Source organism: Acetobacter nitrogenifigens DSM 23921 = NBRC 105050, assembly GCF_000429165.1.
Lineage (GTDB): Bacteria > Pseudomonadota > Alphaproteobacteria > Acetobacterales > Acetobacteraceae > Acetobacter > Acetobacter nitrogenifigens.
Genome location: NZ_AUBI01000003.1, coordinates 165,274 through 192,174 on the forward strand (window position 1 = coordinate 165,274; position 26,901 = coordinate 192,174).

28 protein-coding genes and 1 pseudogene are annotated in these 26,901 nt (G+C 58.8%); 13 read left to right on the plus strand and 16 right to left on the minus strand.

What is annotated here, in order from left to right; genetic code table 11:
- Window positions 1–107 precede the first annotated feature (107 nt).
- From G442_RS21015 to G442_RS0105585, 3 genes are read left to right on the plus strand one after another with little or no spacing between them, the layout of a single operon-like run.
- Complete coding sequence (locus G442_RS21015) at window positions 108–926, plus strand: OmpA family protein (RefSeq protein WP_035376275.1); 819 nt, start codon at window positions 108–110, stop codon at window positions 924–926.
- A gap of 56 nt (window positions 927–982) precedes the next feature.
- Window positions 983–2,041: a hypothetical protein gene (locus G442_RS0105580; RefSeq protein ID WP_026397194.1), complete on the plus strand. Its 1,059-nt coding sequence runs from the start codon at window positions 983–985 to the stop codon at window positions 2,039–2,041.
- Window positions 2,042–2,050: 9 nt separating this feature from the next.
- On the plus strand, window positions 2,051–3,037 hold the full coding sequence (locus tag G442_RS0105585; protein WP_026397195.1) for a peptidoglycan -binding protein: 987 nt from the start codon (window positions 2,051–2,053) through the stop codon (window positions 3,035–3,037).
- A 460-nt stretch (window positions 3,038–3,497) separates the two neighbouring features.
- Here the strand turns inward: G442_RS0105585 and G442_RS0105590 are convergent, their stop codons facing one another.
- From G442_RS0105590 to G442_RS0105620, 7 genes are all read right to left on the minus strand, one after another.
- Window positions 3,498–3,992: a DUF934 domain-containing protein gene (locus tag G442_RS0105590; protein WP_026397196.1), complete on the minus strand. Its 495-nt coding sequence runs from the start codon at window positions 3,990–3,992 to the stop codon at window positions 3,498–3,500.
- Window positions 3,979–5,685, minus strand: coding sequence for a nitrite/sulfite reductase (locus tag G442_RS0105595; protein WP_026397197.1), 1,707 nt, complete (start codon window positions 5,683–5,685; stop codon window positions 3,979–3,981). Before G442_RS0105595 ends, G442_RS0105590 begins: the two co-directional genes overlap by 14 nt.
- A 133-nt stretch (window positions 5,686–5,818) precedes the next feature.
- Window positions 5,819–6,154 carry a DUF2849 domain-containing protein gene (locus G442_RS0105600; protein ID WP_026397198.1) on the minus strand — a complete coding sequence of 112 codons (336 nt, stop codon included), beginning with the start codon at window positions 6,152–6,154 and terminating at the stop codon, window positions 5,819–5,821.
- 111 nt (window positions 6,155–6,265) lie between these two features.
- Window positions 6,266–7,363 carry a sulfate/molybdate ABC transporter ATP-binding protein gene (locus G442_RS21020; protein ID WP_051291974.1) on the minus strand — a complete coding sequence of 366 codons (1,098 nt, stop codon included), beginning with the start codon at window positions 7,361–7,363 and terminating at the stop codon, window positions 6,266–6,268.
- Entirely contained in the window at window positions 7,360–8,178 is an 819-nt protein-coding gene (locus G442_RS0105610; protein WP_026397199.1) for a sulfate ABC transporter permease, read from the minus strand. Before G442_RS0105610 ends, G442_RS21020 begins: the two co-directional genes overlap by 4 nt.
- A gap of 50 nt (window positions 8,179–8,228) precedes the next feature.
- The gene (cysT, locus tag G442_RS0105615; RefSeq protein ID WP_084440383.1) at window positions 8,229–9,122 is read right to left on the minus strand and encodes a sulfate ABC transporter permease subunit CysT; all 894 of its coding nucleotides are present in this window, start codon (window positions 9,120–9,122) and stop codon (window positions 8,229–8,231) included.
- Complete coding sequence (locus G442_RS0105620) at window positions 9,119–10,153, minus strand: sulfate ABC transporter substrate-binding protein (protein WP_026397201.1); 1,035 nt, start codon at window positions 10,151–10,153, stop codon at window positions 9,119–9,121. Before G442_RS0105620 ends, cysT begins: the two co-directional genes overlap by 4 nt.
- Window positions 10,154–10,438: 285 nt before the next feature.
- Here G442_RS0105620 and G442_RS0105625 point away from each other — a divergent pair, with 285 nt between their 5' ends.
- Complete coding sequence (locus tag G442_RS0105625; protein WP_084440384.1) at window positions 10,439–10,822, plus strand: hypothetical protein; 384 nt, start codon at window positions 10,439–10,441, stop codon at window positions 10,820–10,822.
- A gap of 129 nt (window positions 10,823–10,951) precedes the next feature.
- Here the strand turns inward: G442_RS0105625 and G442_RS0105630 are convergent, their stop codons facing one another.
- Window positions 10,952–11,914 (minus strand): LysR family transcriptional regulator, encoded by a 963-nt coding sequence (locus tag G442_RS0105630; protein WP_026397203.1) that lies wholly within the window; start codon window positions 11,912–11,914, stop codon window positions 10,952–10,954.
- Window positions 11,915–12,026: 112 nt separating this feature from the next.
- On the opposite strand from G442_RS0105630, the gene G442_RS0105635 reads away from it, so the two are divergent.
- The 6 genes and pseudogenes from G442_RS0105635 to G442_RS24285 form a co-directional block, all read left to right on the plus strand.
- Window positions 12,027–12,842 carry a DODA-type extradiol aromatic ring-opening family dioxygenase gene (locus G442_RS0105635; protein ID WP_026397204.1) on the plus strand — a complete coding sequence of 272 codons (816 nt, stop codon included), beginning with the start codon at window positions 12,027–12,029 and terminating at the stop codon, window positions 12,840–12,842.
- 79 nt (window positions 12,843–12,921) lie between these two features.
- The gene (locus tag G442_RS0105640; protein WP_026397205.1) at window positions 12,922–13,530 is read left to right on the plus strand and encodes a YceI family protein; all 609 of its coding nucleotides are present in this window, start codon (window positions 12,922–12,924) and stop codon (window positions 13,528–13,530) included.
- A 345-nt stretch (window positions 13,531–13,875) separates the two neighbouring features.
- Window positions 13,876–14,859 carry a DUF1852 domain-containing protein gene (locus G442_RS0105645; protein ID WP_026397206.1) on the plus strand — a complete coding sequence of 328 codons (984 nt, stop codon included), beginning with the start codon at window positions 13,876–13,878 and terminating at the stop codon, window positions 14,857–14,859.
- A gap of 28 nt (window positions 14,860–14,887) precedes the next feature.
- A complete protein-coding gene (locus tag G442_RS0105650; RefSeq protein ID WP_026397207.1) occupies window positions 14,888–15,916 on the plus strand; it encodes a methionine synthase in 1,029 nt (342 codons plus the stop codon).
- 865 nt (window positions 15,917–16,781) lie between these two features.
- Complete coding sequence (locus G442_RS0105665; protein ID WP_026397209.1) at window positions 16,782–17,687, plus strand: LysR family transcriptional regulator; 906 nt, start codon at window positions 16,782–16,784, stop codon at window positions 17,685–17,687.
- A 205-nt stretch (window positions 17,688–17,892) separates the two neighbouring features.
- Window positions 17,893–18,601: pseudogene (locus tag G442_RS24285) on the plus strand (IS5 family transposase); the annotation flags it as partial.
- A gap of 75 nt (window positions 18,602–18,676) precedes the next feature.
- Here the strand turns inward: G442_RS24285 and G442_RS21030 are convergent.
- Together G442_RS21030 and G442_RS24935 are read right to left on the minus strand one after the other, a co-directional pair.
- Entirely contained in the window at window positions 18,677–19,057 is a 381-nt protein-coding gene (locus G442_RS21030; RefSeq protein ID WP_051291978.1) for a DNA adenine methylase, read from the minus strand.
- 21 nt (window positions 19,058–19,078) lie between these two features.
- Window positions 19,079–19,246 carry a hypothetical protein gene (locus G442_RS24935; RefSeq protein ID WP_154660349.1) on the minus strand — a complete coding sequence of 56 codons (168 nt, stop codon included), beginning with the start codon at window positions 19,244–19,246 and terminating at the stop codon, window positions 19,079–19,081.
- A gap of 92 nt (window positions 19,247–19,338) precedes the next feature.
- On the opposite strand from G442_RS24935, the gene G442_RS21035 reads away from it, so the two are divergent.
- Window positions 19,339–19,848, plus strand: a complete 510-nt coding sequence (locus G442_RS21035; protein WP_051291980.1) for a substrate binding domain-containing protein — start codon at window positions 19,339–19,341, stop codon at window positions 19,846–19,848.
- A gap of 273 nt (window positions 19,849–20,121) precedes the next feature.
- Here G442_RS21035 and pcaF read toward each other — a convergent pair whose 3' ends face one another.
- The 5 genes from pcaF to G442_RS0105710 all read right to left on the minus strand — a co-directional run bounded on the left by pcaF (window position 20,122) and on the right by G442_RS0105710 (window position 23,893).
- Window positions 20,122–21,327 (minus strand): 3-oxoadipyl-CoA thiolase, encoded by a 1,206-nt coding sequence (pcaF, locus tag G442_RS0105690; protein ID WP_026397210.1) that lies wholly within the window; start codon window positions 21,325–21,327, stop codon window positions 20,122–20,124.
- Window position 21,328: 1 nt separating this feature from the next.
- Window positions 21,329–21,982, minus strand: coding sequence for a 3-oxoacid CoA-transferase subunit B (locus tag G442_RS0105695; RefSeq protein WP_026397211.1), 654 nt, complete (start codon window positions 21,980–21,982; stop codon window positions 21,329–21,331).
- A gap of 27 nt (window positions 21,983–22,009) precedes the next feature.
- Window positions 22,010–22,687, minus strand: a complete 678-nt coding sequence (locus G442_RS0105700) for a 3-oxoacid CoA-transferase subunit A (RefSeq protein WP_026397212.1) — start codon at window positions 22,685–22,687, stop codon at window positions 22,010–22,012.
- Between the two features lie 192 nt (window positions 22,688–22,879).
- Complete coding sequence (locus tag G442_RS0105705; RefSeq protein WP_035376234.1) at window positions 22,880–23,653, minus strand: IclR family transcriptional regulator domain-containing protein; 774 nt, start codon at window positions 23,651–23,653, stop codon at window positions 22,880–22,882.
- A gap of 33 nt (window positions 23,654–23,686) precedes the next feature.
- Window positions 23,687–23,893: a hypothetical protein gene (locus G442_RS0105710; protein ID WP_026397214.1), complete on the minus strand. Its 207-nt coding sequence runs from the start codon at window positions 23,891–23,893 to the stop codon at window positions 23,687–23,689.
- A 115-nt stretch (window positions 23,894–24,008) separates the two neighbouring features.
- On the opposite strand from G442_RS0105710, the gene G442_RS0105715 reads away from it, so the two are divergent.
- Window positions 24,009–25,070 (plus strand): alpha/beta fold hydrolase, encoded by a 1,062-nt coding sequence (locus G442_RS0105715; RefSeq protein WP_051291984.1) that lies wholly within the window; start codon window positions 24,009–24,011, stop codon window positions 25,068–25,070.
- 63 nt (window positions 25,071–25,133) lie between these two features.
- Window positions 25,134–25,448 carry an antibiotic biosynthesis monooxygenase gene (locus G442_RS0105720; RefSeq protein WP_211229119.1) on the plus strand — a complete coding sequence of 105 codons (315 nt, stop codon included), beginning with the start codon at window positions 25,134–25,136 and terminating at the stop codon, window positions 25,446–25,448.
- Window positions 25,449–25,738: 290 nt separating this feature from the next.
- Here the strand turns inward: G442_RS0105720 and G442_RS0105725 are convergent, their stop codons facing one another.
- Window positions 25,739–26,467 carry an IclR family transcriptional regulator gene (locus G442_RS0105725; protein WP_026397217.1) on the minus strand — a complete coding sequence of 243 codons (729 nt, stop codon included), beginning with the start codon at window positions 26,465–26,467 and terminating at the stop codon, window positions 25,739–25,741.
- Window positions 26,468–26,901: the final 434 nt, after the last annotated feature.

Consider the following 26,901-nt stretch of genomic DNA (forward strand, 5'->3'; position numbering starts at 1 on the left):
TTTTGCCGGGTGACATCGGCATATGGCTTTGTTTCCAATCGGGAGATGAAGCAGACGTCGAGCGATCTGCCTGGAGCGTGCTATTTCGTGCCGCGGAACTGGTTGTCATGAAGCTGCATTTCTGCGCCGCCGTTTCGGTCGCGGCGGTTTTGACCGGCGGCGTCGCGCTTGTCGCGCCTTTGTCGGTCCGCGCGCAGGTGACCACCAATCCGGACGCGCTCGATTCGATAACGCCTGAGCAGAAACCGAGGCAGGAGGCCAGCGCCTCAGGACACAAAGCCCTTGCGCAGAGATCAGCGCGTGTCGGTGCCGACTCCAGCGCTACGGTTAAACCTGCGGCGGCATCGCAGCTGACAGCGCCGGAAAAACCTGTCGACGGCGCCGTAGCTGCGGCATCTGGAAAGAGCGACGCGCAGCCGCAGGCCTCCGCGCCTGCGAAACCTGTGGCGCCGGGCAAACCACCGCCGCCGCCAACTATTCCGCCCGCACCGCCCCCGATTCCGATCCTCACGCCGCCGCCGACGCCGGTCGATCTTCACCCGTTTCCAAATCCTGCAGATCCTCCGGCAGTCAAGGATGCGCAGGGGGCGGCGACGCCTATCGACGGTGGCGTGCGCATCACCTTTGCTGCGAAATCGTTCGATCTGAACGCGGAAACCCGCGATGCGGTCCTGGCCTTCGTGAAAGCCCTGCAGGAAAAACCAGACTCGCGCGCCCTGATCGACGCGATCGGCAGCGGCGCGCCTAACGATCCGTCCCGCCCACGTCGTATGGCGCTACAGCGGGGCCTCGCCGTTCGTGCGGTCCTGATGAACGCGGGCGTGCCGTCGACGCGTATCTACGTCCGGGTTCTTCCCGCGCTGGCCTCTCCCAGCCCCGAACCTGCCGACCGGGTGGACATAAGGCGTTCGGACGCGGTACCGTAACCGTCGGCTCCGTTACGCCTGCGTCCCGACCACATTCTCATAATCCAAGGCGCCCGATGACCAAACCCACGAGTTATCTCCTCAGGATGGTCGCGTTTCTCGCCGCCGTCATCATTGTCTGCGGCTTGTTGTGGCGCCCGCTACGTGCGGCGTTCTTCAACAACCCGATGCTCGACGGCCTGATCCTGTTGATTCTTACCATCGGCGTGGCGTGGAACATCCGTATGGTGCTGAGGCTTCAGCCCGAGGTCGAGTGGGTGGACGCGATGCGGCAAGGCCGGACCGCTTTGGCGCCGCCCGAGCCGCCGACTATGCTCGCTGCGGTCTCCACCGCGCTTGCGGGGCAATCGGGCAGGAGCCGGATCGCGCTGTCCACGCCCGCCATGCAATCGATGCTCGACAGCCTGTCCGGTCGTCTGGACGAGGGGCGCGAGGTGTCGCGCTATATGACCGGATTACTGATTTTCCTCGGTTTGCTGGGAACGTTCTATGGCCTGCTGCTGACTGTCGGAGCCATCGCGGACGTGATCGGCGGCATGTCGATCGGCAACGGCGATCTCAACGCCATGTTCGACCAACTTAAGGCGGGTCTCGCCAAGCCGCTTCATGGCATGGGCACGGCCTTCTCCGGCTCCCTGTTCGGTCTGGCGAGTGCGCTGGTTCTCGGTTTCCTCGATCTTACCGCCGGGCAGGCGCAGAACCGCTTCTTCAACGAACTGGAAGAATGGCTGGCCAGCCTGACGCGTTTTTCCTCGACTATGGGCAATGTCGAAGGCGACGGCTCTATCCCGACCTACGTGCAGGCCTTGCTGGAGCAGACGGCGGAGAATCTCGAAGGCTTGCAGCTTATGCTGCGGGCGAGCGAGGAGCAGCGCACGCTTCAGACCCAGATGCTGGCGCGTCTGAGCGGTCATCTTGGCGCCATGGCGAATCAGGGTGGCGACAACAACGAATCCCGGCAGGCTCATATCCACCTGCGCAACATCGAGACGCTGCTGAGCCAGCTTGTGTCGGACGCGGAGCGAGGCAGGCAGCAGATCATTGCCGACGTTCGCAGCGATATTCGTCTTCTCGCCCGCACGGTCGCCGCGACCGGCGGCCAGACCCCGCAATAAGGCGCCCCGATGCGACCGGGTCGCCGCGGCAGAACCCATCAGGCCGGGCTGGATGCGTGGCCTGGCTACGTGGACGCGTTGTCCACGCTGCTGATGGTCGTCACCTTCGTTCTTCTGGTCTTCGTGCTCGGGCAGGCTTTCCTGTCCGTCGCATTGAACCGGCGCGAGCATGTGCTCGACAAGCTGCAGGTCCAGGCGGCCGAACTGGCGCGTATGCTGGCGCTTGAACAGAAGACGACGTCCGATCTGAAGGCGAACGTCGCGACGCTTTCAGCCCAGCATGACAAGGACGCGGCCAGCCTTGCGGCGATCGGCGGCCAGCTTGAGCAGGCGCGCGCAGATACGAAAAAGGCGTCCGACCTTGATCACGCGGCGGAAGACAAGGTCACGCAGCTCGATCAGCAACTGACGTCGTTGAACCAGCAGTTGACGGCGATATCGCAGGCTCTCGACATCGCCCACAAGGACGTGTCGGATCGTGATGCGAAAATCGCCGATCTGGGCAACAGGCTGAACATCGCGTTGGCTGACAAGGTGGAGCAGCTCAAGCGGTATCGCTCCGAATTCTTCGGACGACTACGCGACGTGATGAAAGATCAGAAGGGTGTGCAGATCGTCGGCGATCGCTTCGTGTTTCAGAGCGAGGTGCTGTTTCCGACCGGCAGCGCCGACCTGACCCCGAAGGGCGCTGCGGAGATCCGGACGCTGGCCAAAACCTTCCGGCAGGTGTCATCGCAGATTCCTGCTGACGTTCCGTGGATTCTACGCATTGATGGTCATGCCGACCGGCAGCCTATCCACACGGCGTTCCCCAGTAACTGGGAGCTGTCGAGCGCCCGCGCCATCACAGTGGTCAAATTGCTTATCGCCGAAGGCGTGGACCCGCATCATCTGGCGGCGACCGGCTTCTCCGATTACCAGCCTCTGGTAGAGGGTTCGACTTCCGAGGCTTTCGCTCGTAATCGCCGCATCGAATTCCGGCTTACGGATCGCTAAGAAGACGCGGAGCACGCGTCTCTGCGTTCAACGCTGCTCGTAATGCCAGGTTGCGAGCAGCGCTGAGACGAAGCCACGGGATTCCCTCGGTTTGGAGGCCGTGCTCCTGATGGCGCGGATAATTATTCGCTTGCCCCCGATGGTATTGGGCTATGTCGCGGCGCTTAGGCCCGATCTTCAGACAAGAGCGATAGGGCGCGGCAATAGGTAAGCGCCTTTCCGCTTCCAATCCTGATACGGCGGCCTTTCGCGGCGATGTGACGCTGAAAAGCCTGCAGAAGGCTGGAAGCGTGAGATGGCGACCCGTCAGGCGGCCGAGATATGGCGATAAAGCGTGTGAGCTGAGGACTGTCGTAAAGTCAGATGTCCGGTTCGCGCCGGGACGAGGAGATGGTTTCGGCTCCTCGTTCGATCAAACAATGTTATGCGAGCGGATGCGTCCGTCCGGTCGGATACTGGGTTATCCTGCGGCGTCGAGGAACCGCCGCAGGCCGAACCCGGTCGCCTTCTCCGGGGCGATGGAAGGTTGCATCGCGACGCTGAAACGCTGCAGCGCGGCGTTCCAGACGGAGATATCCGCGTTTTCAGGCGCTTCCACAGTCGTCACGCCGCAGCGCAGGAGAAATTCGTACTGGTCGGGCAGGATGTGGCCAACGGCGCGCACCTCGCCTTTGAAATGCAGGTGCTCGCGAAGCGCCCGCGCCTGACTGAAAGCGCGGCCGTCGCGGAAAATCGGAAAACGCACAGCCACCAGAGACAGCCTTGCAAGAGCTGCGCGAAGCGTCTCCGCCGCTTCGTCGGGCGCGAGCAGAACGCCGAGTTCGCCGCCTGCGCGACCGAGCCCCTCACTGAGGCGCGAGGAAGGCACGATGACGGGGCCTTCGCCCAGCGGCTGGCCCTCAACGGCGTAGGTCCAGCGGTCGGCGACCGCGCGGCCGTTTTCAAGCAGCGGCATAGACAACATCCTTGAAGGCGGCCGTCCCGAGACGGCGGAAAGTGTCGAGGAACCGCTCAGAACCTTCGCGGCGCGCCAGATAGAGATCGACCAGCCGGGAGACGGCGTCGACAGTATCGTCCTCAGTCATGGCCGGGCCAAGAATCTGACCAACGGAAGCGTCCTGCTCACCGGATCCGCCCAGGGTGATCTGGAAAGCCTCTTCGCCGCGCTTGTCCACACCAAGAATGCCGATATGGGCGGCATGATGATGGCCGCAGGCGTTGATGCATCCCGAAATATTGAGCCGCAGCTCACCAATTTCCCGTTGCAGGGTGATGTCGGCGAAACGTTGGCTCAACTTCTGCGAAATGGGGATCGAACGCGCGTTGGCGAGTGCGCAGTAATCGAGGCCGGGGCAGGCGATGATGTCGCTGATGAAGTTGATGTTCGCGGTCCCGAGGCCTGCGGCGTCGAGACGGCGCCACAGTTCCTGTAGCCGATCCTGTCGAACATGGCCGAGCACGACGTTCTGCAGATGCGTCACACGGATTTCGCCGAAGCTGAACTCGTCCGCCAGATCGGCCAGAAGGTCGAGCTGCGCGTCCGTTGCGTCGCCGGGGATTCCACCGGCTGGCTTCAGAGACACGACGACCGAAATATAGCCCGGCGCGCGGTGCGGGTGTGTATTGGTCCGAACCCATCCGTCGAACGTCCGGTCGGCGGCGCGCGCAGCGGCGAGCACGGCAGTCGCGCCAGCTTCCGGTTCGAAGTGCGGCGCCCCGAAGCGTTCGCCGATCGCTGTGACGATGGAGGGATGCAGGCGATACCGCGCGCGATCCATAGCGGCGAACTCCGCCTCGACTTTCTGGCGAAAAACATCAGGGCCGAGCGCCTGTACCAGGATCTTGATACGCGCTTTGTAGATGTTATCGCGCCGACCATACTCGTTATAGACGCGCAGGATCGCTTCCAGATACGCGATCAAGTCTTCCTCGGGCAGATCGTCGCGCAGACTGACGCCCACGATCGGCGTACGCCCCAGACCGCCGCCAACGAACACCTCGAACAGCGGCGCGCCGTTGTCGCCGGGACGCGCGATCAGGCCGATATCGTGGAAGCGTGCGGCGACACGGTCGTTCGGGCTTCCAGAGATCGCGATCTTGAACTTGCGTGGCAGGAACGTGAATTCCGGATGTAGCGTAGACCACTGGCGCAGGATTTCGGCATGGATGCGCGGGTCGAGCAATTCGTCCGCCGCCGCACCTGCGAATTCGTCCGAGGTCACGTTGCGGATGCAGTTGCCGCTGGTCTGGATGGCGTGCATGTCCGCTTCAGCCAGAACTTCCAGCGCGGCGGGCGTGTCCTCCAGCTTGATCCAGTTGAACTGGATGTTCTGCCGTGTGGTGAAATGGCCGTATCCACGGTCAAACTCTCGCGCGATCCGCGCCAGCGCGCGCATCTGGCGCGAGTCCAGCGTTCCATAAGGGACCGCCACGCGGAGCATGTAGGCGTGAAGTTGGAGATAAAGCCCGTTCATCAGACGCAGCGGCTTGAATTCGTCCTCGGTCAGGGCGCCAGAGATGCGGCGGCCCACCTGATCGCGAAACTGCTCGATCCGGTCGCGCAGGAAGTCACGGTCAACCTGATCGTAGGCGTAGCGCCCGACGGGAGGCGCCGCGCTGTCCTGCCTTACGAGGGTTTCGGTCGACATCCTTTTTCTCTCCTCCATGTGAAGCGATGCGCTTCATCTCAATCCCGCCGGGTCGCAAGACCTTAACGGGTGTGCCTCACGGTCATTATTTCGAAATCATCATCGAAGACGTCCGGTTTTCACCGACGACTCTTCAGGCCCGCTCCGGAGCGAAGACGGTCGGCGCGAACTCAGGGTGCACAGACGGTCCGAAGGCACGAATTCGTTCGCGGGTGGTGAGGGGCGTGATCTCCGCCTCGTCCTCACGGGTCTGCACACCGTAAATCCCCAGCACGCCCTGTGCCTGAGCCTGTCCCTGTAGCGTCTTCAGAAGCGCTTCGACTTCGTCGTTCGGGACAAGGGCAGCGTCGCCGATGCGTTCGCGCCATGCCCCGTCCGCCGCGCGCCAGACCACGATCCCGTCAAGCAGCCGGTTGGCGGTGATCACGCTACGACCATCGGTGTCGCGTCTGTTGCTTCTGATATCCACAGTGAAAGAAATCCGTTACGCAAAAACCGCTCTACATTTACGACGCCGATTCAGAAAATACAAGATCAACGGCGTATATCACTATATTTAAGCGTGCAAATAGAAACTGCTCTACACGGGCTCCGGAATGGCGTCGGAGGAAGTCGTCACGGCGTCGATCGGAAGGCGGGCGTTTTCGACAGCCGGTTTTCCATTCTGAAAGAGACGCGCCTGGGCGATCTCCAGAACGACCAGGCCGGATGGCGGCGCGCTCACGGGGCGCTCGATCTCGACAGTGCGTGTGTCCAGATCGACGGCCAACCGTTCCAGCGGCCCACGCCGGCCGACGCGTTTCGCCGTTCCGCCGGAGGCGTCGGGACGAAGCACCGCCTCATGGGGGCGGATCAGCGCCTCGGTCGAGCCGTCGACGGCAGTCGTAGAAAACGGCGCGACGTGGGTGTCGGCGGGGACGAAAAGCCCATTGGACACGACACCAGGAAAACGCAGCGTCTCGCCGAGAAACTCCATGACGAAAGGCGTTGCTGGCGTTGCGTCCAGCGTCTCTCCATCCGCGTCCTGCACAATGCGCCCATCCTGCATCACGACCAGCCGGTCCGCGACGTCGAGCGCCTCTTCCTGATCATGGGTGACGAGGATTGTCGTCAGGCCTAATTGATCGTGCAGATCGCGCAGCCAGGTCCGAACGGCGCGGCGGACCATCGGGTCGAGTGCGCCGAACGGCTCGTCAAGCAGCAGCAGGCGCGGGCCGGTGGCCAGGGCGCGGGCCAGCGCCACGCGTTGTCGCTGGCCGCCCGACAGACGCTGCGGGTAGGCGGCTCCAAGATCCGGTAACTGGATCAACGTGAGAAGCTCCGCGACTTTCGCGTCGATCTCGGCGCGGGAAGGGCGGCTCGCGCGCGGACGAACGTCCAGCCCGAAAGAGATGTTGCGTGCGACAGTGAGGTGTCGGAACAGAGCGTAGTTCTGGAACACGAAGCCGACGTTGCGCTCGCGAGGAGGAAGACCTTCCATCGCACGCCCGTCAATCTCGACATGGCCCGAGGACGCAGGGTCAAGCCCCGCTATGGCGCGCAGCAGAGTCGTCTTGCCCGCGCCTGATGGCCCGACCAGCGCCACGAACGCCCCGTCGGGAACGTGCAGCGACACGTTGTCCAGCACGACCTTGCCCCCGGCGACCTGGCGCGTGAGATTTTCGATCAGAACGCTCATGCGCCGCCTCCAGCGGTTTCAGCCTTGCGTGGTTCTTCGCGTCGTATCCGGGCTTCGAACAGCGAGCGCATGCCGACGGTCGCCGTCGCCATGATGGCGAGAAGCGCCGCCATGCTGAAGGCGGCGACGCTCTGGTAGCCATTATAAAGCGTTTCGATATGCAGCGGCATCGTTTCCGTAAGGCCCGGTATATGGCCTGAGACCACAGAAACTGCGCCGAACTCGCCCATCGCGCGGGCGGTCGTCAGCAACACGCCCGAAAGCAGCGCCCAGCGCGCTTCCGGCAGCGTGACGCCCCAAAGAATGCGCCAGAAAGACGCCCCCAGCAGCGTGGCGGCTTCCTCAGCGTCGCGGCCCTGTTGCTCCATCAGCGGCAGCAGGGTGCGTGTCACGAAGGGGAAGGTGACGAACAGGGTAGCCAGCAGGATGCCCGGCGTGGCGAAGGCGATGGTGATTCCGACCCTGTTCAGGGCCTCTCCCCACCAACCCTGCGTCCCGAACAGCAGCAGCCATACCAGACCTGCGACCACTGGCGACACGCTGATCGGAATTTCTATCAGTGCGACAAGAACCCCGCGTCCCGGAAACCGGTATTTCGCCAATAGCCATCCGGCGAGAACGCCGAAACTGGTGTTGATGACCACGGCGGCGACCGTCATTTCCAACGTCAGCTTGATCGCGGAGAGGGCGTCGGGATCCGTGATGCTCGCCAGCGCGGCGCCCAACCCGGAGCGCAGGGCCTCGGTGAAGACGAGGACGGGTGGCAGGACAAGCATTAGCCCCACGATCGCGTAGGCTGCGGCGATTAGCGCGATCTCGGCGGGCGAACGGCGAGCGCTGTCCGGTGAGGATGATGCGAGTGCGTTCACGCCGCGCCCTCCGCCACCAGTCCTCGTGCCGCGCGTCTGCGCAGCATGGCCACGGCGGCGAGGCACGCTGAGGACGCCACGAGCAGGATGAAAGCGATCGAGGTCGCTCCCGCGTAGTCGAACTCCTGCAACCGCACGACGACAAGAAGCGGAGCGATTTCGCTGCGAAACGGCTGGTTGCCCGCGATGAAGATGACCGAGCCGTATTCGCCTATGCCGCGCGCGAAGGCGAGGCCGAAGCCGCTGATCAGCGCTGGAAGAAGAGCGGGCGTCAGCACCCGCGCCACGATCTGCCAGGGTCTGGCGCCCAATAGTGTCGCGGCTTCCTCAAGCTCCGGCGGCAGATCGCGCAACACGGGTTCGACGCTGCGAACGATGAAGGGCAACCCCACGAACATCAGGGCTGCGACGATACCCGTCACGCTGTAGGCGACGCTGATTCCCAGTCGTGATAACGGCGCGCCTAACCAACCCTGCGGGCTGTATAAGGTCGCGAGGGTAATGCCGGTGACCGCTGTGGGGATCGCGAACGGCAGGTCGATCAGCGCGTCGATCATGCGTCGTCCTGGAAGGCGCGTCCGCACTAGCGCCCAGGCCAGAATCAGGCCGAGCGGCAGATCCAGAATGGCGGCGAGCACGGCGGACTGGAAGCTGACCCGAAGCGCTGCGAACATGCGTCCGTCGTTGAGCGCAGCGAGCATCGCCGATGCGCCTTCCTGCCAGGGTCGTACCGCCAGCGCGGTAAGCGGAAGGACGACGGTCAGGCCCAGCCACAGCAGCGTCGCGCCCAGCGCTAGGCGGAACCCCGGCAATGGATCGCGAGCGCGCCGTCCCTTCGCGTGCAGCGTCGAAGGCTCACGCGTAGGGGAAAGCGTCGCGGAAGGGGTCATTTACTGTAAATCTGATCGAAGACGCCGCCGCTTGCGAAATGCTTTTTCTGCACGGCGGTCCAGCCGCCGAGACTGGCGATGTCGAACGTCTTCACCGCAGGGAAGATCGACGCGCTTTCTGCCGCCACAGTTGGATCGACCGGGCGGAAGTAATGCTTGGCGCCGATTTTCTGGGCCTCGGGCGTATAAAGGAACTCGAGATAGGCCTGCGCCGCCTCCCGTGTGCCGTGCGCGTCCACATTCTTGTCGACCAGTGCGACCGGGGGCTCAGCAAGGATGGTCAGGTCGGGAACGACGATGTCGAATTTATCCGGCCCGAGGTCGCGCGCTGCGAGCAGCGCCTCGTCCTCCCACGCGAGAAGAACGTCGCCCAGTCCACGCTGCACGAAGCTGTTGGTCGCGCCCCGCGCCCCGGCGTCGAGCACCGGCACGTGAGCGAACAGAGATTTGAGGTAGGCGCGCGCCGTATCCTCCGTCCCACCCGGTTGACGCAACGCCCAGCCCCATGCGGCGAGGTAGTTCCAGCGCGCGCCGCCGGAGGTTTTGGGATTGGGGGTTACGACCTGCACGCCGTCACGGACCAGATCGGCCCAGCCGTGGATTCCCTTCGGGTTGCCTTTGCGCGTCAGGAACACGATTGTGCTGGTGAACGGCGTGGAATTGTGCGGCAACCGCGTCTGCCAGTTCGTCGGCAGAAGGCCATGCGCCGCCAGCATGTCGACGTCATAGGCGAGGCCCAGCGTCACCACGTCGGCGGGCGCTCCCTCGAGGACAGAGCGGGCCTGCGCGCCGGAACCGCCGTTGGATGTGCGCACCGCAAGGGCGCTTCCGCCATGAGTGGAAGCCCACTTGGCGGCGAATGCGTGGTTGATGTCGGCGTAAAGCTCGCGGGTCGGGTCATACGACACGTTGAGCAGCGCCTGAGCGGCGCTGGCCTTGTGTCCACGCCCGATGGCGGCCAAAGCGGCGCATGCTGCCGCGGCGCCGAAGAGCGTGCGGCGGGTGAGGGTGAGCGGCGAGGATGACGTCATTGGCTCGGCTTCGTGGGTTTCAATATTACCGTATTTTACGGTGGTATACGCAATATACCCTACTACGTGGCGCTAAATATCGGCAAGCCCCGTCGTTATCTCTGAAAACCACGGTATAAAATCGTTTTTATTTAGCCACAGGAGGGGCGGCGGCGTGAAGCGTCTAAAATGACGCGTAATGTAACATCTGTCCGTGTTGCGCAGGCGGACGAAACTTGGGAAAACGCGTGGGATCGCGCTCCGCATGGCACCCTAGGCGCAGCGTTTGGGAGATGATTTACGAACATGGTCACGTCCAACAGGCTACGCGGATACGGACTCCGGACGCTCTCAACCCGCCTTACCGCGACTTTTGCGCTGGCTCTCCTTGTGGCGCCGTCCTTTGCGTCCGCGCAGGACGCTGACCCGGACGAACACAAGGGGCCGGACATGCATCAGCTCGCCGCACATCCATCAGCGCCTCCGGTCCACAAGGATTACAGTCACTACCTCTATCGTCCGCACGGCGATCGGGTGCAGGAGCAGCCGGATCTCGACCGACTCCTGTTCTGGACGCCGGACGGAAAACCAGACGGTTATGCGCAGCGCCGGGGCGAGAGCGTCATCTATTACGACGCGGCGGGACGCGCGGTCCGGGTGCAGCGCCTCGCTCCTGAGGATCTGCAATAAGCCGGATCGTTACCGGCTTAACGCGCCGTCCGGGTCGTCATCCTCCGGGCAGGCGTATTCTGGAAAGACGGCGCTCATCAAAGTAACGCGCGAGAGGCGTTACACGCTCCGAAGTGAACGGATGCCCGCCTAGACCGTCGCGGCTGCGGCGAGGGGAGGGGGTAGCCCCTCCTCCCACGGAGGGACGCCGCCGTATCGTTCGGCGCCGTATTGCTCCGCCAGATAATCGATCATAGCCCGAACCTTGAGGGATACGGTGGGGGTAGGTGCGTAGACCGCATGTAACTGCGATGCTTCAAGCAGCGGCGCGTCGAACGCCAGCGTCACGAGCGCGCCGGAGCGCAGGGCGTCGGCGACAATGAACGTCGGCTGATAGATAATGCCCTGACCGACGATTGCTGCTTCTCGCAGGGCGTCGCCATTGTTGGCCACCAGGGGGCAGCGGATCGGGGCGGTTCTTTCGCCTTTGTCCCCGAAGCTCCATCGCGTCGTGCCGACCGCGTCACTGAGCGTATACCCGAGGCAGGCATGGCGCTGCAGATCGGCGACCGTCGCGGGTGTGCCGTGTCGTGCAAGGTACGACGGCGCGGCGCAGACGACCATGCGGATTGACGCGAGCTTGCGCGCCCGCAGGCTGCTCGGCGCCATACGCCGGATGCGCAGGGCAAGATCCCATCCATCCTCGATCAGATCCACAGTGCGGTCATCCAGCCCAAGGTCGACGGTCACAAGCGGATAACGCTCGCTAAATCCTGAGAGCAGCGGCGCAACGTAGCGAATGGCGAACGAGACCGGCGCGTTCAGTCTGAGCGTGCCGCGGGGCTCCTGCGCATCGACGGCGACGGCTTGTTCGACGTCGTCCAGTGCCGGGAGAATGCGCTGGCACCCATCAAGAAAGCGCCGTCCGGCCTCCGTCAGGGAAAGGCGACGCGTACTGCGCTGAAACAAGGCGACGCCCAGGCGCGTCTCCAGCGCTGCGATGTGCTTCGTCACCATTGTCTGCGACATGCCGAGCGACCGAGCGGCGGCGGCGAAGCTGCCGTCAGCGACGACGCGAACGAATGTCTGCATTCCGGTGACGCGATCAAGCATCGGGGGGTATCTCACACCAGGAGTGTTATATGAACGTCCTGAACGAGGGATTATCGTCTGGTGGTCGTAGCGGCAAGATCGCGCCGTGTTTCGACGACAAAAGGTGACGCCGATGACGGCCTCGACCACCACGCCTGCCCGGCAACCCGTTTTGTTTGCGCCTCATGGCGGAGGACCATGCTTCTTCATGGACCAGCCGGTCATATGGGATCGTATGGCGGCTTATCTGCGCGGGCTGGCTGCAACCCTGCCGCAGCGTCCACGTGCGATACTGGTCGTCTCCGGGCATTGGGAAACCGAGCGGCCGACGGTGACATCCAGCGCAGCGCCACCGTTGATTTACGATTACTACGGATTTCCAGAGCATACGTATCATCTGCAATACCCTGCGCCGGGATCGCCCGAACTTGCAGCGCAGGTCCGGTCGCTCCTGTCCGCCGCCGGAATCGCAAATGACGAAGACCCCGAGAGGGGGTTCGATCACGGCGTGTTCATCCCGTTCCTGCTCGCCTTTGGCGACGCTGACATCCCGGTTGTCGAGCTGTCGCTTCGGCAGGATATGAACGCTGCGGAAGAGGTCCGCATCGGCGCGGCGCTGCAATCACTGCGCGGCGAAAATGTGCTGATCGTGGCTACCGGGATGACGTACCATAACCTGCGGCAACTCCGGCAGTCGGATCCGTCGTCAGCGGGCGCGTCGCAAGCCTTCGACGCCTGGCTGACCAAGGCGGTCGAGGCGGAGCCGGAGGAACGGAATGCGGCGCTGCTGCGTTGGGAGGCGGCGCCAGGCGCTCGGCAGTGCCACCCGCGTGAGGAGCATCTTTTGCCGCTGATGTTCGCAGCCGGCGCTGCGGGCGCGGATCTTGGCAAACGCGATTACAGCGACGTCGTCATGGGAAAGGCCATGTCCGGTTTTCGCTTCGGCTGAACAGTTTCCGTCGGCGCAGGGACGCGCCGACGATCGCCCCGACCGGGCGACGCCACATTGGCAATGAAAGAGAGAATTTATGAAAACGCGTCTTGTGACTTCGACAGTCGCCGCTCTGGCCGCTGTTGCGTTCATTTCTTGCGCTCGCGCCGAAACGTCGGCTCAGGGAATTCAGGCCGGCCAGTATAAGGTCGAGCCCGGCCACACGCAGGTCACGTTCTCGCTGCTGCATTTTGGGTTCACCCAGTATTCGGGAATGTTCTCCGGCGCTTCGGGTTCGTTGAAGATCGATCCGGCCCATTTGGCCGCCACGAAGCTGACGGTCAGCCTGCCGATCGCCAGCGTCGCGACGACGAGCGACGTGCTGACTGGCGAGTTGAAAGAGCCCGACTGGTTCGACGCCGCGCGCTATCCGACCGCGACGTTCACCTCCAAAAGCGTCACTGCGACCGACGCCGGACATGCGACGATCAGCGGTGATCTTACCTTGCACGGCGTCACGAAACCCGTCGTTTTGCAGGCGCAGTTCATTGGCGCTGGCGTAAACCCGATGGACAAGGCGTACACGATCGGATTTCAGGCGACCGGGGTTATCAAGCGCAGCGATTTCGGTGTGTCGAAATACGTTCCGATGGTTGGTGACGACGTGACCCTGTCCATTGCAGGTGCGTTCGAAAAGCAGAACTAATCTGATCCGGTCTCTCTGACCGGATATCGAGTTTCAAAGCGGCGGCCGACAGGTCGCCGTTTTTTTTTGTAGCAAGAGGGGTGTCATTTTCATGTAATCCATTGAAATAGCGCGTGTTTTTGTTGGGGCATCATTGGGCTCCGTGCGTCGATGGTCGACCTGATGCGTCATTGCCTTTGGGGGCGAGGCAACACAGCGAATCATGGAAGCTTGCCCAATACGCAGCGTCGCCATCACGTTATGAACAGAATTTATGTATTTATGAAATCAAATCATTTTTATTCACTCGACTGGTCATGCATAAATAAGTGCTAGCGCTTAACAGTTGATGTGACGAAGGCTTCAATGATTCAGGATTCAGCCTTTTATATAAGACGGATTTGTTTTGATGAGGATTATTGTCCCTCTGACAATACGCGTCTCACGACCAACTTCGCCAATCTGGCCAGAGGGGAAAGTCGTCAGGAGAACCTGCGTAACGTCCTGCGGATGATTGACAATCGTTTCAACGATCTGGCCCATTGGGATAATCCGAATGGGGATCGCTATTCCGTTGAGATTGAGATCGTCTCAGTTGAGATAGATATCGATTCGGAGGGCAAGAGCATTCGTTTTCCGTTGATCGAAATGTTGAATACTACAATTGTCGATAAAAAAGACAATAAACGCATTGCGGGTGTAACGGGTAATAATTTTTCTTCTTACGTGCGCGATTATGATTTTAGTGTTTTATTGTTGAATTACAACAAAAATAGGAGAGAATTTGGCGTTCCTGCCAATTATGGAAATCTGCACGGCAATCTCTTTAAATGTGCTGTGAATTCGTCCGCTTACAAAAAAAACTTCGATAAAGACCCTTTAATATGTCTCAGTGTTTCAAGCAACAAGACCTATCTTCGAACTGGAAATGAGCATCCTGTTCTGGGTGTGGAGTATCAGCAGAGTGAGTTTTCCCTGACGGATCAATATTTCGCAAAAATGGGAATGCGAGCTCGTTATTTTATGCCACCCGGAGGCGTGGCGCCGCTAGCTTTTTATTTTTTCGGCGACCTTCTCTCTGATTATTCCGCTCTGGAGTTTATCGGCACCATCAGCACGATGGAGTCCTTTCAGAAGATTTATCGCCCCGAAATCTACAATGCCAACGCCGCTGCGTCTGATTGCTATCAACCGAGTTTGAAGCATCAGGATTATTCTACAACCCGCATTGTCTATGACCGGGATGAGCGTAATCGACTGGCGGTAGCGCAGGGTAAATATACGGAGCAAAGCCTTATCAAGCCATACCGGGACATGCTTGAGGCATGGTCGGAAAATTACGCCGCCTGATTCCACGGACAGCACAAGGTCATCTTTTATGAAAACACTGCTCCCGACCTCCACCGCAGGCAGTCTTCCGAAGCCGTCCTGGCTTGCTCAGCCTGAGTCGCTCTGGTCTCCATGGAAATTACAGGGCGAAGAACTGCACGAAGGCAAACAGGACGCCTTGCGTCTGACTCTGGATGAGCAGGATCAAGCAGGTATTGATATCGTCAGTGACGGTGAACAGACGCGTCAGCATTTTGTGACGACATTCATCGAGCATCTCAGCGGCGTCGACTTTGAAAATCGACAGACGATCAAAATTCGGAATCGCTACGACGCCAGCGTGCCGTCGGTTGTGGGTGCAGTCACCCGCGAAAAGGCCGTTTTCGTCGAGGATGCGCAGTTTCTACGCGCGCTGACAAAAAAGCCAATCAAATGGGCGCTGCCGGGCCCAATGACTATGATCGACACCCTCTATGACGGTCACTATAAAAGCCGGGAAAAACTGGCATGGGAGTTCGCAAAAATCCTTAACCAGGAGGCGAGAGAACTGGAGTCCGTCGGCGTTGATATTATTCAATTTGATGAGCCTGCATTCAATGTTTTTTTTGACGAGGTGAATGACTGGGGCATCGCCACGTTGGAGCGAGCCATTAAAGATCTTAAGTGCGAAACGGCAGTTCATATTTGCTACGGTTACGGCATTAAGGCCAATATAGACTGGAAAAAAGGCCTGGGGGCGGAGTGGCGACAATATGAACAAATTTTCCCGAGGCTGCAGAAATCCGCTATCGATTTGATTTCGTTAGAGTGTCAGAACTCACGCGTTCCGATGGATCTGATAGAACTTATTCGTGGTAAAAGAGTAATGGTCGGCGCCATTGACGTGGCGACCAATGTGGTTGAGACACCAGAAAATGTCGCCGACATTTTGAGGAAAGCGTTGAAGTTCGTAGATGCAGACAAACTCTATCCCTGCACAAACTGCGGCATGGCTCCTTTGCCTCGAGAGGTGGCGCGCGGCAAGCTTCACGCGCTGAGCGTCGGTGCGGAAATCGTCCGAAGAGAACTTTCTTCGTGAGAGAAGGCGCGACCGGAATAGCGCCAAGTAGGACTTGATGAGGCGGTCTCGGCAGTGCGCTCGTGGTGCGAGCGTCAACGTCAATTTTGACTTATCTCTTGACGTCACAGTTGTCGAACAAGGCAGCCACTGTCATACTTTTTTTATACAGAATGTAGATAAATCTTTTGGTAATTGAATATTTTTCGTAATCATTTCGAGTGCGTGATCGAGCGTCCACTTGATGTGTTCCCGATGAGAATACGCCATGTGGCAAGCAGGACTGGAAGCGCCAAAAGCATGCGCAGATGGGCTCTATCGCCATGGAAAGCCGTTCGACATCCGTCGCCATATCCGTCGTGGGATATGGCGGTGCATCCGGTATGGTCAGGCATATAAGTCTTCTGGCGTTTTTCTAGTAACCGTCTGAAAATTGTGCATTTCAAAAATAACGCAAAGTAAGAAATCACTTCCCCTCTTGGCAGAAATGGAGACCAGGCCGCTGACGATGACGCAAAACGCCGGGGCTCAGTCCGCTCTGCATTTGCTACTTAAACCGCGTGTTGCACTGATTATCAGAACAATGGCATTATGCAGCACGGACATCCGAACTGGCTTTCCGCTTCAGGAGGGGCGTCTTGGGTTTGGCATCACATGTCCAGATCGCACCATCATACTCTCTATCTGCGCCGCCCTTCGAGGCCGGTATAAGCGTCTCTTTGAGAAAACTTCTTCCTCTGACTTGCGTACGATCAGGCGTCATCGTTCGTTATCAAAGGTAGACATGCGGATGATCCATGTCTTCGCCGATGATAGGAGTTTCAAAAAATGAAATAAAGTAATATATTGCTATGTCAAATAAAAATAGTGTAATTTGGAGCCATGCATGAGTGTTCTTGAGCGCAGTCATTTGATAATTATTCAAGAAGTTGCGCGAGAGGGATCGTTGACGGCTGCGGGGGCGCGCCTGCATCTGACTCAGCCGGCTCTCAGTCACGCCATCCGCAAGATAGAACGTCAGCTTGGCGTGAAGATATGGCGACGGGAAGGACGATCGTTGGCGCTCACTCAAGCGGGGGAGTGGCTGTTGTCGTTGGCGAACCGGTTGCTTCCCCAGTTTGAACTGGCGGAAAATCGCCTCGAGCAATTCGCAAATGGCGAGCGTGGCACGTTGCGCATCGGAATGGAGTGTCATCCCTGTTATCAATGGCTTATCAAAGTCGTATCCCCTTACCTGGATCGGTGGCCGAAAGTCGATGTCGATGTAAGGCAAAAATTCCAATTTGGTGGAATTGGCGCGCTTTTCAGTAACGAAATTGATATTTTGGTCACCCCTGACCCACTTTATAAGCCAGGCCTGAAGTTCACGCCGGTTTTTGACTATGAACTTGTTCTGGTTGTTGGGAGTAAGCACTCGTTGAGGGGTGAAAAATTTGTTTTGCCTGAGCACTTGGCAGGCGAAACGTTGATAACATATCCGGTTCCGACAGAGCGTCTCGATATTTACACGCAGTTTCTCCAGCCGGCAGGCATCGCCCCGCGGCAGCAGACACAGATAGAAACGACTGACATTATGCTGGTGATGGTAGCGCACGGTCGAGGTGTCGCGGCGCTCCCCCGATGGCTCGCAGAAGAATATGCATCACGGTTTGAACTTTGTACGATAAGCCTTGGAAAAATGGGTATCGCGAAGAAGATATTTCTTGGTTGCCGTGAGACTGACGAAGAAATTCAATATGTGGAAGATTTTATCGAATTCGCAGGTTCATCGCATTTAAATAGTGGACGGTGATTCCGGGATTGGGCATTTGCTCGCAACTTCTACAGATTTTGGAAGAATTTTAATTCTATCTTATAAGACGAAATATGAGTGAACCGCATTGACTGACACACAAACAGATGGAATGCTTGTGGCCCGATTTTAGGCTCGGCACCTATTAATGTATTGGATTGAGTGGGGTGTTGCGATTCACAGGTCTCCGATGGAGGAGCTGTCTTTGAGGGATGTGTTTTTGCTGTCTGAGAGCCAGATGGAGAAGATCTGGCCGCATTTTCCGCTGGCGCATGGGGTGCCACGCGTGGACGACCGACGGATCCTGAGCAGGATTGTTTATGTGATCCGCAACGGCCTTCAGTGGAAAGACGCCCCGAAAGCCTATGGTCCGCACAAGATCTTGTATAACCGCTTCATCCGATGGAGCCGCCTGGGCGTCTTTGACCGGATCTTTGTCGCCCTGACAGAGCATGCTGGCCGGTCGAAGCGTCTGATGATTGACGTGACACATCTCAAAGCGCACAGAATGGCAGCGTCGCTGCTCAAAAAGGGCTTTTCCCCGCTATATCGAAAGCTGCATGCCGTGTGCGATGTCAGGGTAGGCCTGTCCGCCTTCATCTGACTGCGGGACAGGTCAGTGACTTCAGAGGCGCAGACGTGCTGCTGGCGGATCTCCCCAACGGGACAGAGTAAGCATTGGCGACAGGGGATACGACAGCAACCGGATCTGGCCGTCTCTGGCGGAACGCAACATCACTGCCTGTATTCCGCCGAAGAAGAACCGGAAATCAAAGCCGCCTTACGACTGGCGCCTGTATAAAAAGCGCTATCTGATCGAAAACATGTTCGCAAAACTGAAAGACTGGAGGCGTGTTGCAACCAGATACGACCGCTGCGCTCATACTTTCATGTCCGCAATCCACATCGCAGCAATGAAGCGCACCAGATGGTTTGGAACCGCCGGACACAACGTTTGGAACCCCAGACAATGGTCCGACGGGCGCCTCCTAGAGCCGTCTAAGAGAGACGTTAGAGACCAATAATTCGCCCCTCGGGGCGCGTCCCGCAAAGCGACTATCCAAGCCGTATGCGGCTTCAACCTCCATCAAATGAAACGGCGCGAATACTTCTCGCGTCTCCGGTCGGTCGTTGATCGAAAGCATGAACGTCCCGCGCAATGACGCCAAAAAGTCAGCCAGAGACGCGAACGCAGACCGATCGAACGTGGCGGCGTAATAGTCCTCTGATCCCCAGTAAGGCGGGTCGAGATAGAACAGCACTCCCGCGCCGTCATATCGCTCTATCAGCCGCGCATACGGCAGACATTCGATCGTCACCGAGCCTCGCTGGACGTCGCCTTCAAGATCGTAAGTCGCGGGATCGACCACCGAGATCCGCGTGAAATATCCCTAGGCATTGTTCACGAAGGTCACCGCGCCGATCAGCATGTCGCGGTGAATGTTGGAATACGCGCCGCTGACCGGCACCAGCGTGTTAGGCGTCCACAGCGCGCCGCCCATGCTGTGGCCCGCGACCGTGTAAACACGGGCTGTCCCATCCGCGCGGGTCGTCCGCATCCGCTACAACGCCTGATCCTGCAACGTCCAGGGCGTCCCGTCCGTTCGCGGCTTTGTCGCCTGGGCTTCTTGCTCCGCGTTGCGCGGGTCGCGTGATAGGCGTCCGGATTGAGGTCCTGATTACGCAGGTATCCGGCTGCGTCTGCGTCAAGCGCAACCACCGCGTAATTGTCGCGTCAAAAGACTATCTCGCCGCACGAGAGACACCCATGACGCCAGAAGCTCTCGTGGATCACGATTGCCTGCATCAGGGGCCCGGCGCCGTATGGAAACTGATCGGTCCTGACGGCCGTCTCGCTGAGATCGAGGCCAGATCGAGACTTCGTTGCAACAATGGCGAAGTCTGGCACGATTGGGCGTTGGCTGGCTCAGGCATCGCAATGAAATCGTGGATCGACGTAGCCGAAGATGTACGCGCCGGAAGGCTTATTCATGTTCTACCTGAATGGAGAAGTCCTCCGGCGCCGATCTGCGCATTGCTACCGACGCGAACCCTCGTCCCTACGCGCGTTCGTGTGTTCCTGGAAAGCATGGCCGATCAGCTTCGCAAGAATGATAGCTTGCAGCCGCTTCAGGCCGCCGGCGCAACTTTCGCAGAGTAATAGCGTCGCAACCTGCCATCTCCGACATTTACCTGTGCCGTTTAGAGATTTACCCGCGCCACTCTACATACGGGCCCAAGAACAGCTGACGGACTCAAAACTCTTTTACAGTGAGTGGACTCCACTAAAGCGAAGAAATGGCCGGAGCCGGAAACACGTCAACCCACAAAATCATTATAACTGCCCGTTAGATAACTACTCACCATCATCACCTGTCGCCCACGCTCGCTCTTGCAGCTTAAACAGCAGACGCCGTTCATCAAAGAACGCCCCTTAGACACGCTCGATCAGAAGCGCGACGCCCTGTCCGACTCCGACGCACATGGTCGCTATCGCACGTCTCAGACCAAGCGTCTCAAGCGCACTAACAGCCGTGAGAGCCAAACGTGCACCCGACATTCCCAAAGGATGACCCAGTGCAATTGCGCCGCCATTTGGATTGACATGAGCGGCGTCATCCGGGAGGCCAAGCTGACGCAGCACCGCGAGGGACTGACTGGCAAACGCCTCGTTCAACTCGAAGATATCAATGTCTGCAAGCGACAGACATGTCCGCGCGAGAAGCTTCGTCACCGCGGGCGCAGGGCCAATGCCCATGACGCCCGGCTCCACTCCTGCGGTCGCCATGGCGACGACGCGCGCTCGTGGCGTAAGACCGTGACGTGATGCGCCCTTTTCACTTGCAAGCACAAGCGCTGCCGCACCATCGTTGACGCCAGAGGCGTTGCCTGCCGTCACCGTGCCGCCCTCAGCCTTGAATGGGGCGCGTAGTTTATTCAACGCCTCAAGCGTCGTGTCTGCACGCGGATGCTCATCTTGTGAAAAAACGCTCTTTGTCTTTCGTGTTTTAACGGTTATCGGCGTAATCTCTTTAGAGAAGAAACCGCTGGCCTGAGCTTTGGCGGCGCGTTGTTGTGAGTTGAACGCGAACAAATCCTGATCCGCTCGCGAAATGCCATACCGCTCTGCAACATTTTCTCCCGTTTCAGGCATGGAATCCACGCCCCAGGCCGCCTTCATGGCGGGGTTGACGAAGCGCCAGCCAATCGTCGTATCGAACATCTCTGCTTTACGGCTAAACGCTTCGCTAGCCTTGCCCATTACAAAGGGAGCGCGGGTCATACTTTCAACGCCGCCCGCCAACAAAAGCTCGCCTTGGTCCGAACGGATCATTCTTGCCGCAGTGCCTACGGCGTCAAGTCCGGAACCGCAGAGGCGATTGATGGTCGATCCCGGCGTCGTGACAGGATATCCGGCGAGGAGAACAGCCATGCGTGCGACATCACGGTTATCTTCACCGGCCTGATTGGCGCAGCCAAGATAGCAATCATCCACAGCATCCCAGTCTACGGATGTGTTACGTTCACGCAGGACGCGAAGCGGATGCGCCGCGAGATCATCCGCACGGACATCCTTCAGGGCGCCGCCGAAGCGGCCGATTGGCGTGCGAGTGAAGTCACAGATAAATGCCTCAGGCATATCAGTTCTCTTTCCTGTACAGCACCGCGCCAGTTTGCACCTGCAACGCCTCAAAACTCAGGCCGGGGATAATTTCGACCACCTCAAACCCGCGCGACGTCACATCAATGACCGCAAGATTGGTGTAGATGCGGTCTACGACGCCCGGCGCCGTCAGTGGATAGGAGCAATGACTCACCAGTTTTGGAACGCCATCCTTCGTCGTGTGCTCGGTCACGACCCATATCCGCTTGGCGCCCACGGCAAGATCCATCGCTCCACCTACAGCGGGCGCCGCGTCTTCAGCAGATGTAGCCCAGTTCGCAATATCTCCATTTTCCGCCACCTCGAACGCACCGAGAATACACAGATCGATATGCCCGCCACGGATCATCGCGAAACTGTCTGCGTGATGAAACAATGATGCGCCATCAAGCAAGGTGACATTCTGCTTGCCTGCGTTGATCATCCACGGATCGACATCCTCGGGTGCCGGTGAAGGCCCCATACCCAAAATGCCATTTTCCGAATGGAGGATAATTTCCCGGTCTTTCGGCAGGCAGTCTGCAACCAGGGTCGGAATCCCGATTCCAAGGTTGCAGACCCAACCTTCCGGGATGTCGTGCGCCACACGAGCGGCCATTGCGCGACGGGAGAGAGGTGTAAATTCGGACATGCGACTTTTCCTTGAGAATACTCTCTATCAAACCGACACATTGCTCTGGAATGGCACGACACGGCTGACGAACAGGCCCGGCGTAACGACGTTTTCCGGACGAATCTCGCCCAGTTCGACAATTTTCCTTGCAAGCACGATTGTGGTTTTTGCCGCTGTGGCCATGATCGCGTTGAAATTCCGACCGCTTCCGCGATAGTCGCAGTTGCCCCAGCGATCGACGCGCCACGCTTCCACCAGGGCCACATCAGCCGGAAGCCAACGCTCCATCAGGTAGGTCTTGCCGTCAAATTCACGGGTTTCTTTTCCTTCGGCAATCTTGGTGCCAACGCCGGTCGCCGTATAAAATGCGGGGACGCCGGCGCCTGCCGCCCGGATGCGTTCAGCCAAGGTTCCCTGGGGAACAATTTCCAGTTCCAGTTTTCCAGCCTTGAACAGATCTTCAAATACGACCGATCCGGCGGAGCGCGGGAAGGAGCAGATGATTTTTCGCACCCGACCAGCTTCCATCAGTTTCGCAAGACCAACATGGCCGCTACCAGCATTATTAGCGACGATGACGAGTTCCCGAGCGCCTTGCTCAATCAGACCTTCGATCAGGGAGTCAGGCTGCCCGACCGAGCCGAAACCGCCGACCATGACCGTCGATCCATCCTGGATGCCCTCCAGCCCTTCGGCGACATCACGTACCCGTTTATCGATCATATTTTCTCTCCTGCACGCACAACGAGATGCCGCAAAATGTGCGCTTAGCGCACATAAATTCGCTATACGCACATACTCCGCCCGAATAAAAAGGATGCAAGTAAAAAATACGGGATCATGCCGCGTTGCAAGCCGACAGACCTGCGCACCATCCGTCCGAAAACATTTCGGGCAGAACAAAATATTATGCGATCAATAAAACGCTGGGGCTACGATATCGGCCGCCTGTTTCAGGGCTGGGAGGAAAACCTCTTCCAAATCATTCCGGCTGGTTCGGTGACTCTGTGTGCCGACATTCAGCGCCGCGACCACCTGCTTCCCTTGTCGCCTTATGGGGACAGCAAGGGAGCGAAGACCAGGTTCGAGTTCCTCGTCGAGAATGCTGTAACCATCCTCGGCCACGCGACGAAGTTCCTGCAGCAACAGAGTACGATCGGTTTTGGTCGTTACTGTCCTCTGCACAAGAACGGGAGGGATGAGGCGAGCCCAGTCTGCGGGAAGCAGGTCGGCAAGCAGGACTCGTCCCAGCGAGGTGCACCAGGCAGGCAGGCGCGTGCCCGGTCCCAGATTGAGCGAGACGATCCGACGGGCCTCCGCCCGCGCCAGATAGATAATGTCGGAACCCGAGAGCACCGCAACCGAGAAACTCTCGTCAAAGCGGTTACTCAGTTCATCCAAAACAGGCTGCACATTGCGCGTGAGCGGCGCCGAAATCATTGGCGCCGCGAGGGCCAGAACTTTGGGGGTCAGGGAGAACAAACGCCCATCACTGACCAGATACCCTTTCGCAACGAGTGTCAGCAAGGAGCGTCTCGCGCTGGCGCGTGTCGTATCAGTACGACGCGCCACTTCAGCAAGGGTCAGCCCCTCGGAGGCGTCGGCGCAAGTGAGCAGAACATCCAGGCCGCGGGCCAGGGCATCGACAAAGTCACGACTTGCCTTGTCAGTCCTATTTTTCAACGGCATGCTTCTGATAGTTTCCATGGAACGAGGTGAAATTCACGTAAATGCCGGACCAGTTCCAGCCAGCGTCTGTATCCCGTCGGGGATGGGATAACCCAGATCGGAATATATCTCCTTGATCGTATGCGCCATCACGACGAGTTCGGGAGACTGATCTCCTGAACGATAGCTCATGATGATGGGAGAAGACGCCTCTTCGGTCGTCCTTATGTCGCCAATCCCGATCTGGTTGCACGTCTTCACGAAGATCTCCCTCTCTCAGAGCCTGACGGGGATACTTTCTTTGGCGGCGGCATGCAGGGCTATACGGATTATCCTGTCGCTGCCGCGGCGCCCTGACCTTTGGGGAGATGACACTATGCCCGATACTTTTTCCGCACTCCCGGCAGTGACCCGACGAAGCGCCTTGACGCTGCCGATCGCGACCGCCGCACTTGCTGTAACGGCAGGTCGAACAATGGCGGGACCGCTCCAGCCAGCCACAACCGAAACCACGGAGCCCCTTGGCATCGGGTTGGAGGGGTGGCCATATCCAGGCCCTGTTTCATTCCTGCCGCTTGTGATGGGCGGCCAGTCAGTGCGTATGGCCTATATGGATTTCGCGCCGACGTCGGGGGCCAATGGCCGGGCGATCTTTTTGCTGCACGGAAAAAACTTTGATGGCAGCTACTGGAGCGGACCGATCGACTGGCTGCGGGGCGCCGGCTTCCGGGTGATCGTGCCAGACCAGATCGGTTTCAACAAATCCTCCAAGCCTGATCTCGACTATTCTTTCGAAGCGCTCTCACGCAACACCCTGGCCTTGGCTGACGCCCTGTCGCTTGGCCGAATCACGTTGTTCGGCCACTCGACCGGCGGTGCGCTCGCTGTGCGCATGGCCAGTATGGTGCCCGATCGGATTGAGCAACTCGTCCTCGAAGACCCGATCGGATTGGTCGATTACCGTGCTTTCATCCCCTCGCAGGAAACTGAAACGCTGGTTACGGCCGAGCATGCATACACGATCGACAGCTACCGGGCGTTCATTGCTCACTTCTTTCCATTGTTGCCTAAGAATTCTTATGAGCCATTTGTGACATGGCGAATGCGGACAACGCTATCAAGCGAGTTCGATCGCTTCGCCCGCGCTTCGGCGCTTACTTACCAAATGATTTATCGAGAACCAGTTCGTCCGCTCTACGCTTCCCTCACCATGCCCGTCATGCTTACTGCGGGAACGAAGGACCGTTCGGCGCCGCTCATATCCTATGCATCCGCCGCAGCCAGAGCGGCGATGCCGGGGATCCATCCGGCAGCGCAGCAGGCAGTAAACGAGCTGCGCAATGGTCGATTTATCTCTTTCTCAGATGCTGGCCATGTGCCGCACTTAGAGATGCCGGAGCGATTCCGCGCAGAGCTTCTTTCATTCATGAAATCATAGGGTATTAAAATGTTTTTTAGAAAATATCTCTATCTTGTCTCTATGGCGATAACCGTCCCTGCCTTGGCTGCTCCGACCACAGGTGCGTTTCATTCTATCGTGAATGTTGACTTGATGCCGAGCGATCAGGTCGAGGGAGAAAAGCTTCTGGTCAATTATCGCGATCAGCTAAAAAACGATCCGAATGTTCAGTCGATCGCCCTGATACAGCAGGCTGGCGACGCGTCGAATCATTTTATCCTGACTGAAACCTTCGCCAGCGAGGCGGCCTATCGACGTTTTATCGAGTCAGAGGCGGTTCGTCGCTTTCGAGCTGCGCTCTATCCTCATCTGGGCAGTCCTTGGGATGAGCGCTTAGGCAGTGAACAGTTGCGTTAAATTTCAGAGATCGTGTGAAAGGCAAAATATCCGGACAGTAATCACAACTGCCGTCGCTTAAAGATAATTGGTGCGCTCTGGCGGCCTGCTATTGCCAGATCTCTTCCAAAATACACATTGTAGCCGCCCGCCGCAGCTTACGCGCTTCAAAGAACGGCTGCCGCGTTGCCTGAACGTCGCGCGCCCCAACATGGCCGCCCTGACGGCTCACCTGCGACGGGCGCCTAACGACATACGCTTTGAGGCTGATCGTGTAGGCCGGAGAGACATGCCGCAGCTATGTCAGAGCGTCAAAGCCCCGCAGCCCGCTCAATAGCATCGCGACATTCCAAAAGCATTTTCTCCGTGTCACCCGATTGGGCGTCGTAGCGCTGCCGTGTCTGAAGAATGGAAAGAGCATAATTACCGGTGAGGATTCCACGGATAGGGGCAGCTATTGCGCACACGCCTTCTGAGTATTCCTCGACGTCTTGAAAAATACAGTCCTCTGGAGTCGCCTGAATGCCAGCGATTAGTGCATTGGCGTCGAACAAGGTTCGTGAGGTGTGCCTTCTCAGGGGCGTAGCGAGGAGGGCTTTGCATTGTTCGGCAGACAGTTGCGACAAATGAGCCTTGCCGCTCGCAGTGCAGTGCAGCGGGAGTGGCGTGCCGACATGGGTGACCACCTTCAACGTATGCGGGGCGTGTACCTGTTCAACAACTACAGCCGTCGAACCTTGCAATATGGTCAGGTCGATCGTGTCATTGACGCGCTTGTTGAGAATTTTCATATGAGGGCGACACATACTGATGACGTCGCGATGGACCGACCCGGCAATCCGGGCCAGTTCGGCGCCAAGAGACACCCCGGGTGTCAGTGGGTTCGTTGTGACAAAACCTTCTGCTTCGAGCGCCCCGACAATTCTCTGAACTGTAGCGCGCACCAAGCCGGTTTCAGTCGCGATCTTTCCAAGGCTAAGGCCGTCGCCATGGTCTGCAAGGGCGCGCAGGATAGCTGCAGCGCGTGAAATGAGGCGCATTTCGCCTCGAGCCGGCCCCGCTTCACCGGTATTGTCTATGTCTGTCGCACAATTGCGACCGACAGTTGACCTGCTTGGCTTCATTTCCAGTCCACTGCCCCTGAAGTCTTGGAAAGCAACCATAGCTGTATCGTTTGGCGAACACAAAATCGGGCTTCCTGGAGGCTCGAGCCGTGAGGTTGTTCGGCGGTCTGATCGTCGCCGAAGCTGTCTACCGGAGCGCCATTACTTTTTGGAGTAAGGCCTATCTGTCGCAAGGCAACCAACGAAGACGGTAGATTTTACATAAGGTCAGAGCATGGGGCCGTCGCGCAACATTCAACGCGTCGCGGTATGGCGCACCTGCCCGAAACTCGCCACCTGATCCAACATGACGATCGTGCGGCTACCGCGAAGCTTTTCTGAATGCGATCAGGCGGAGAACGTCCGGCGCC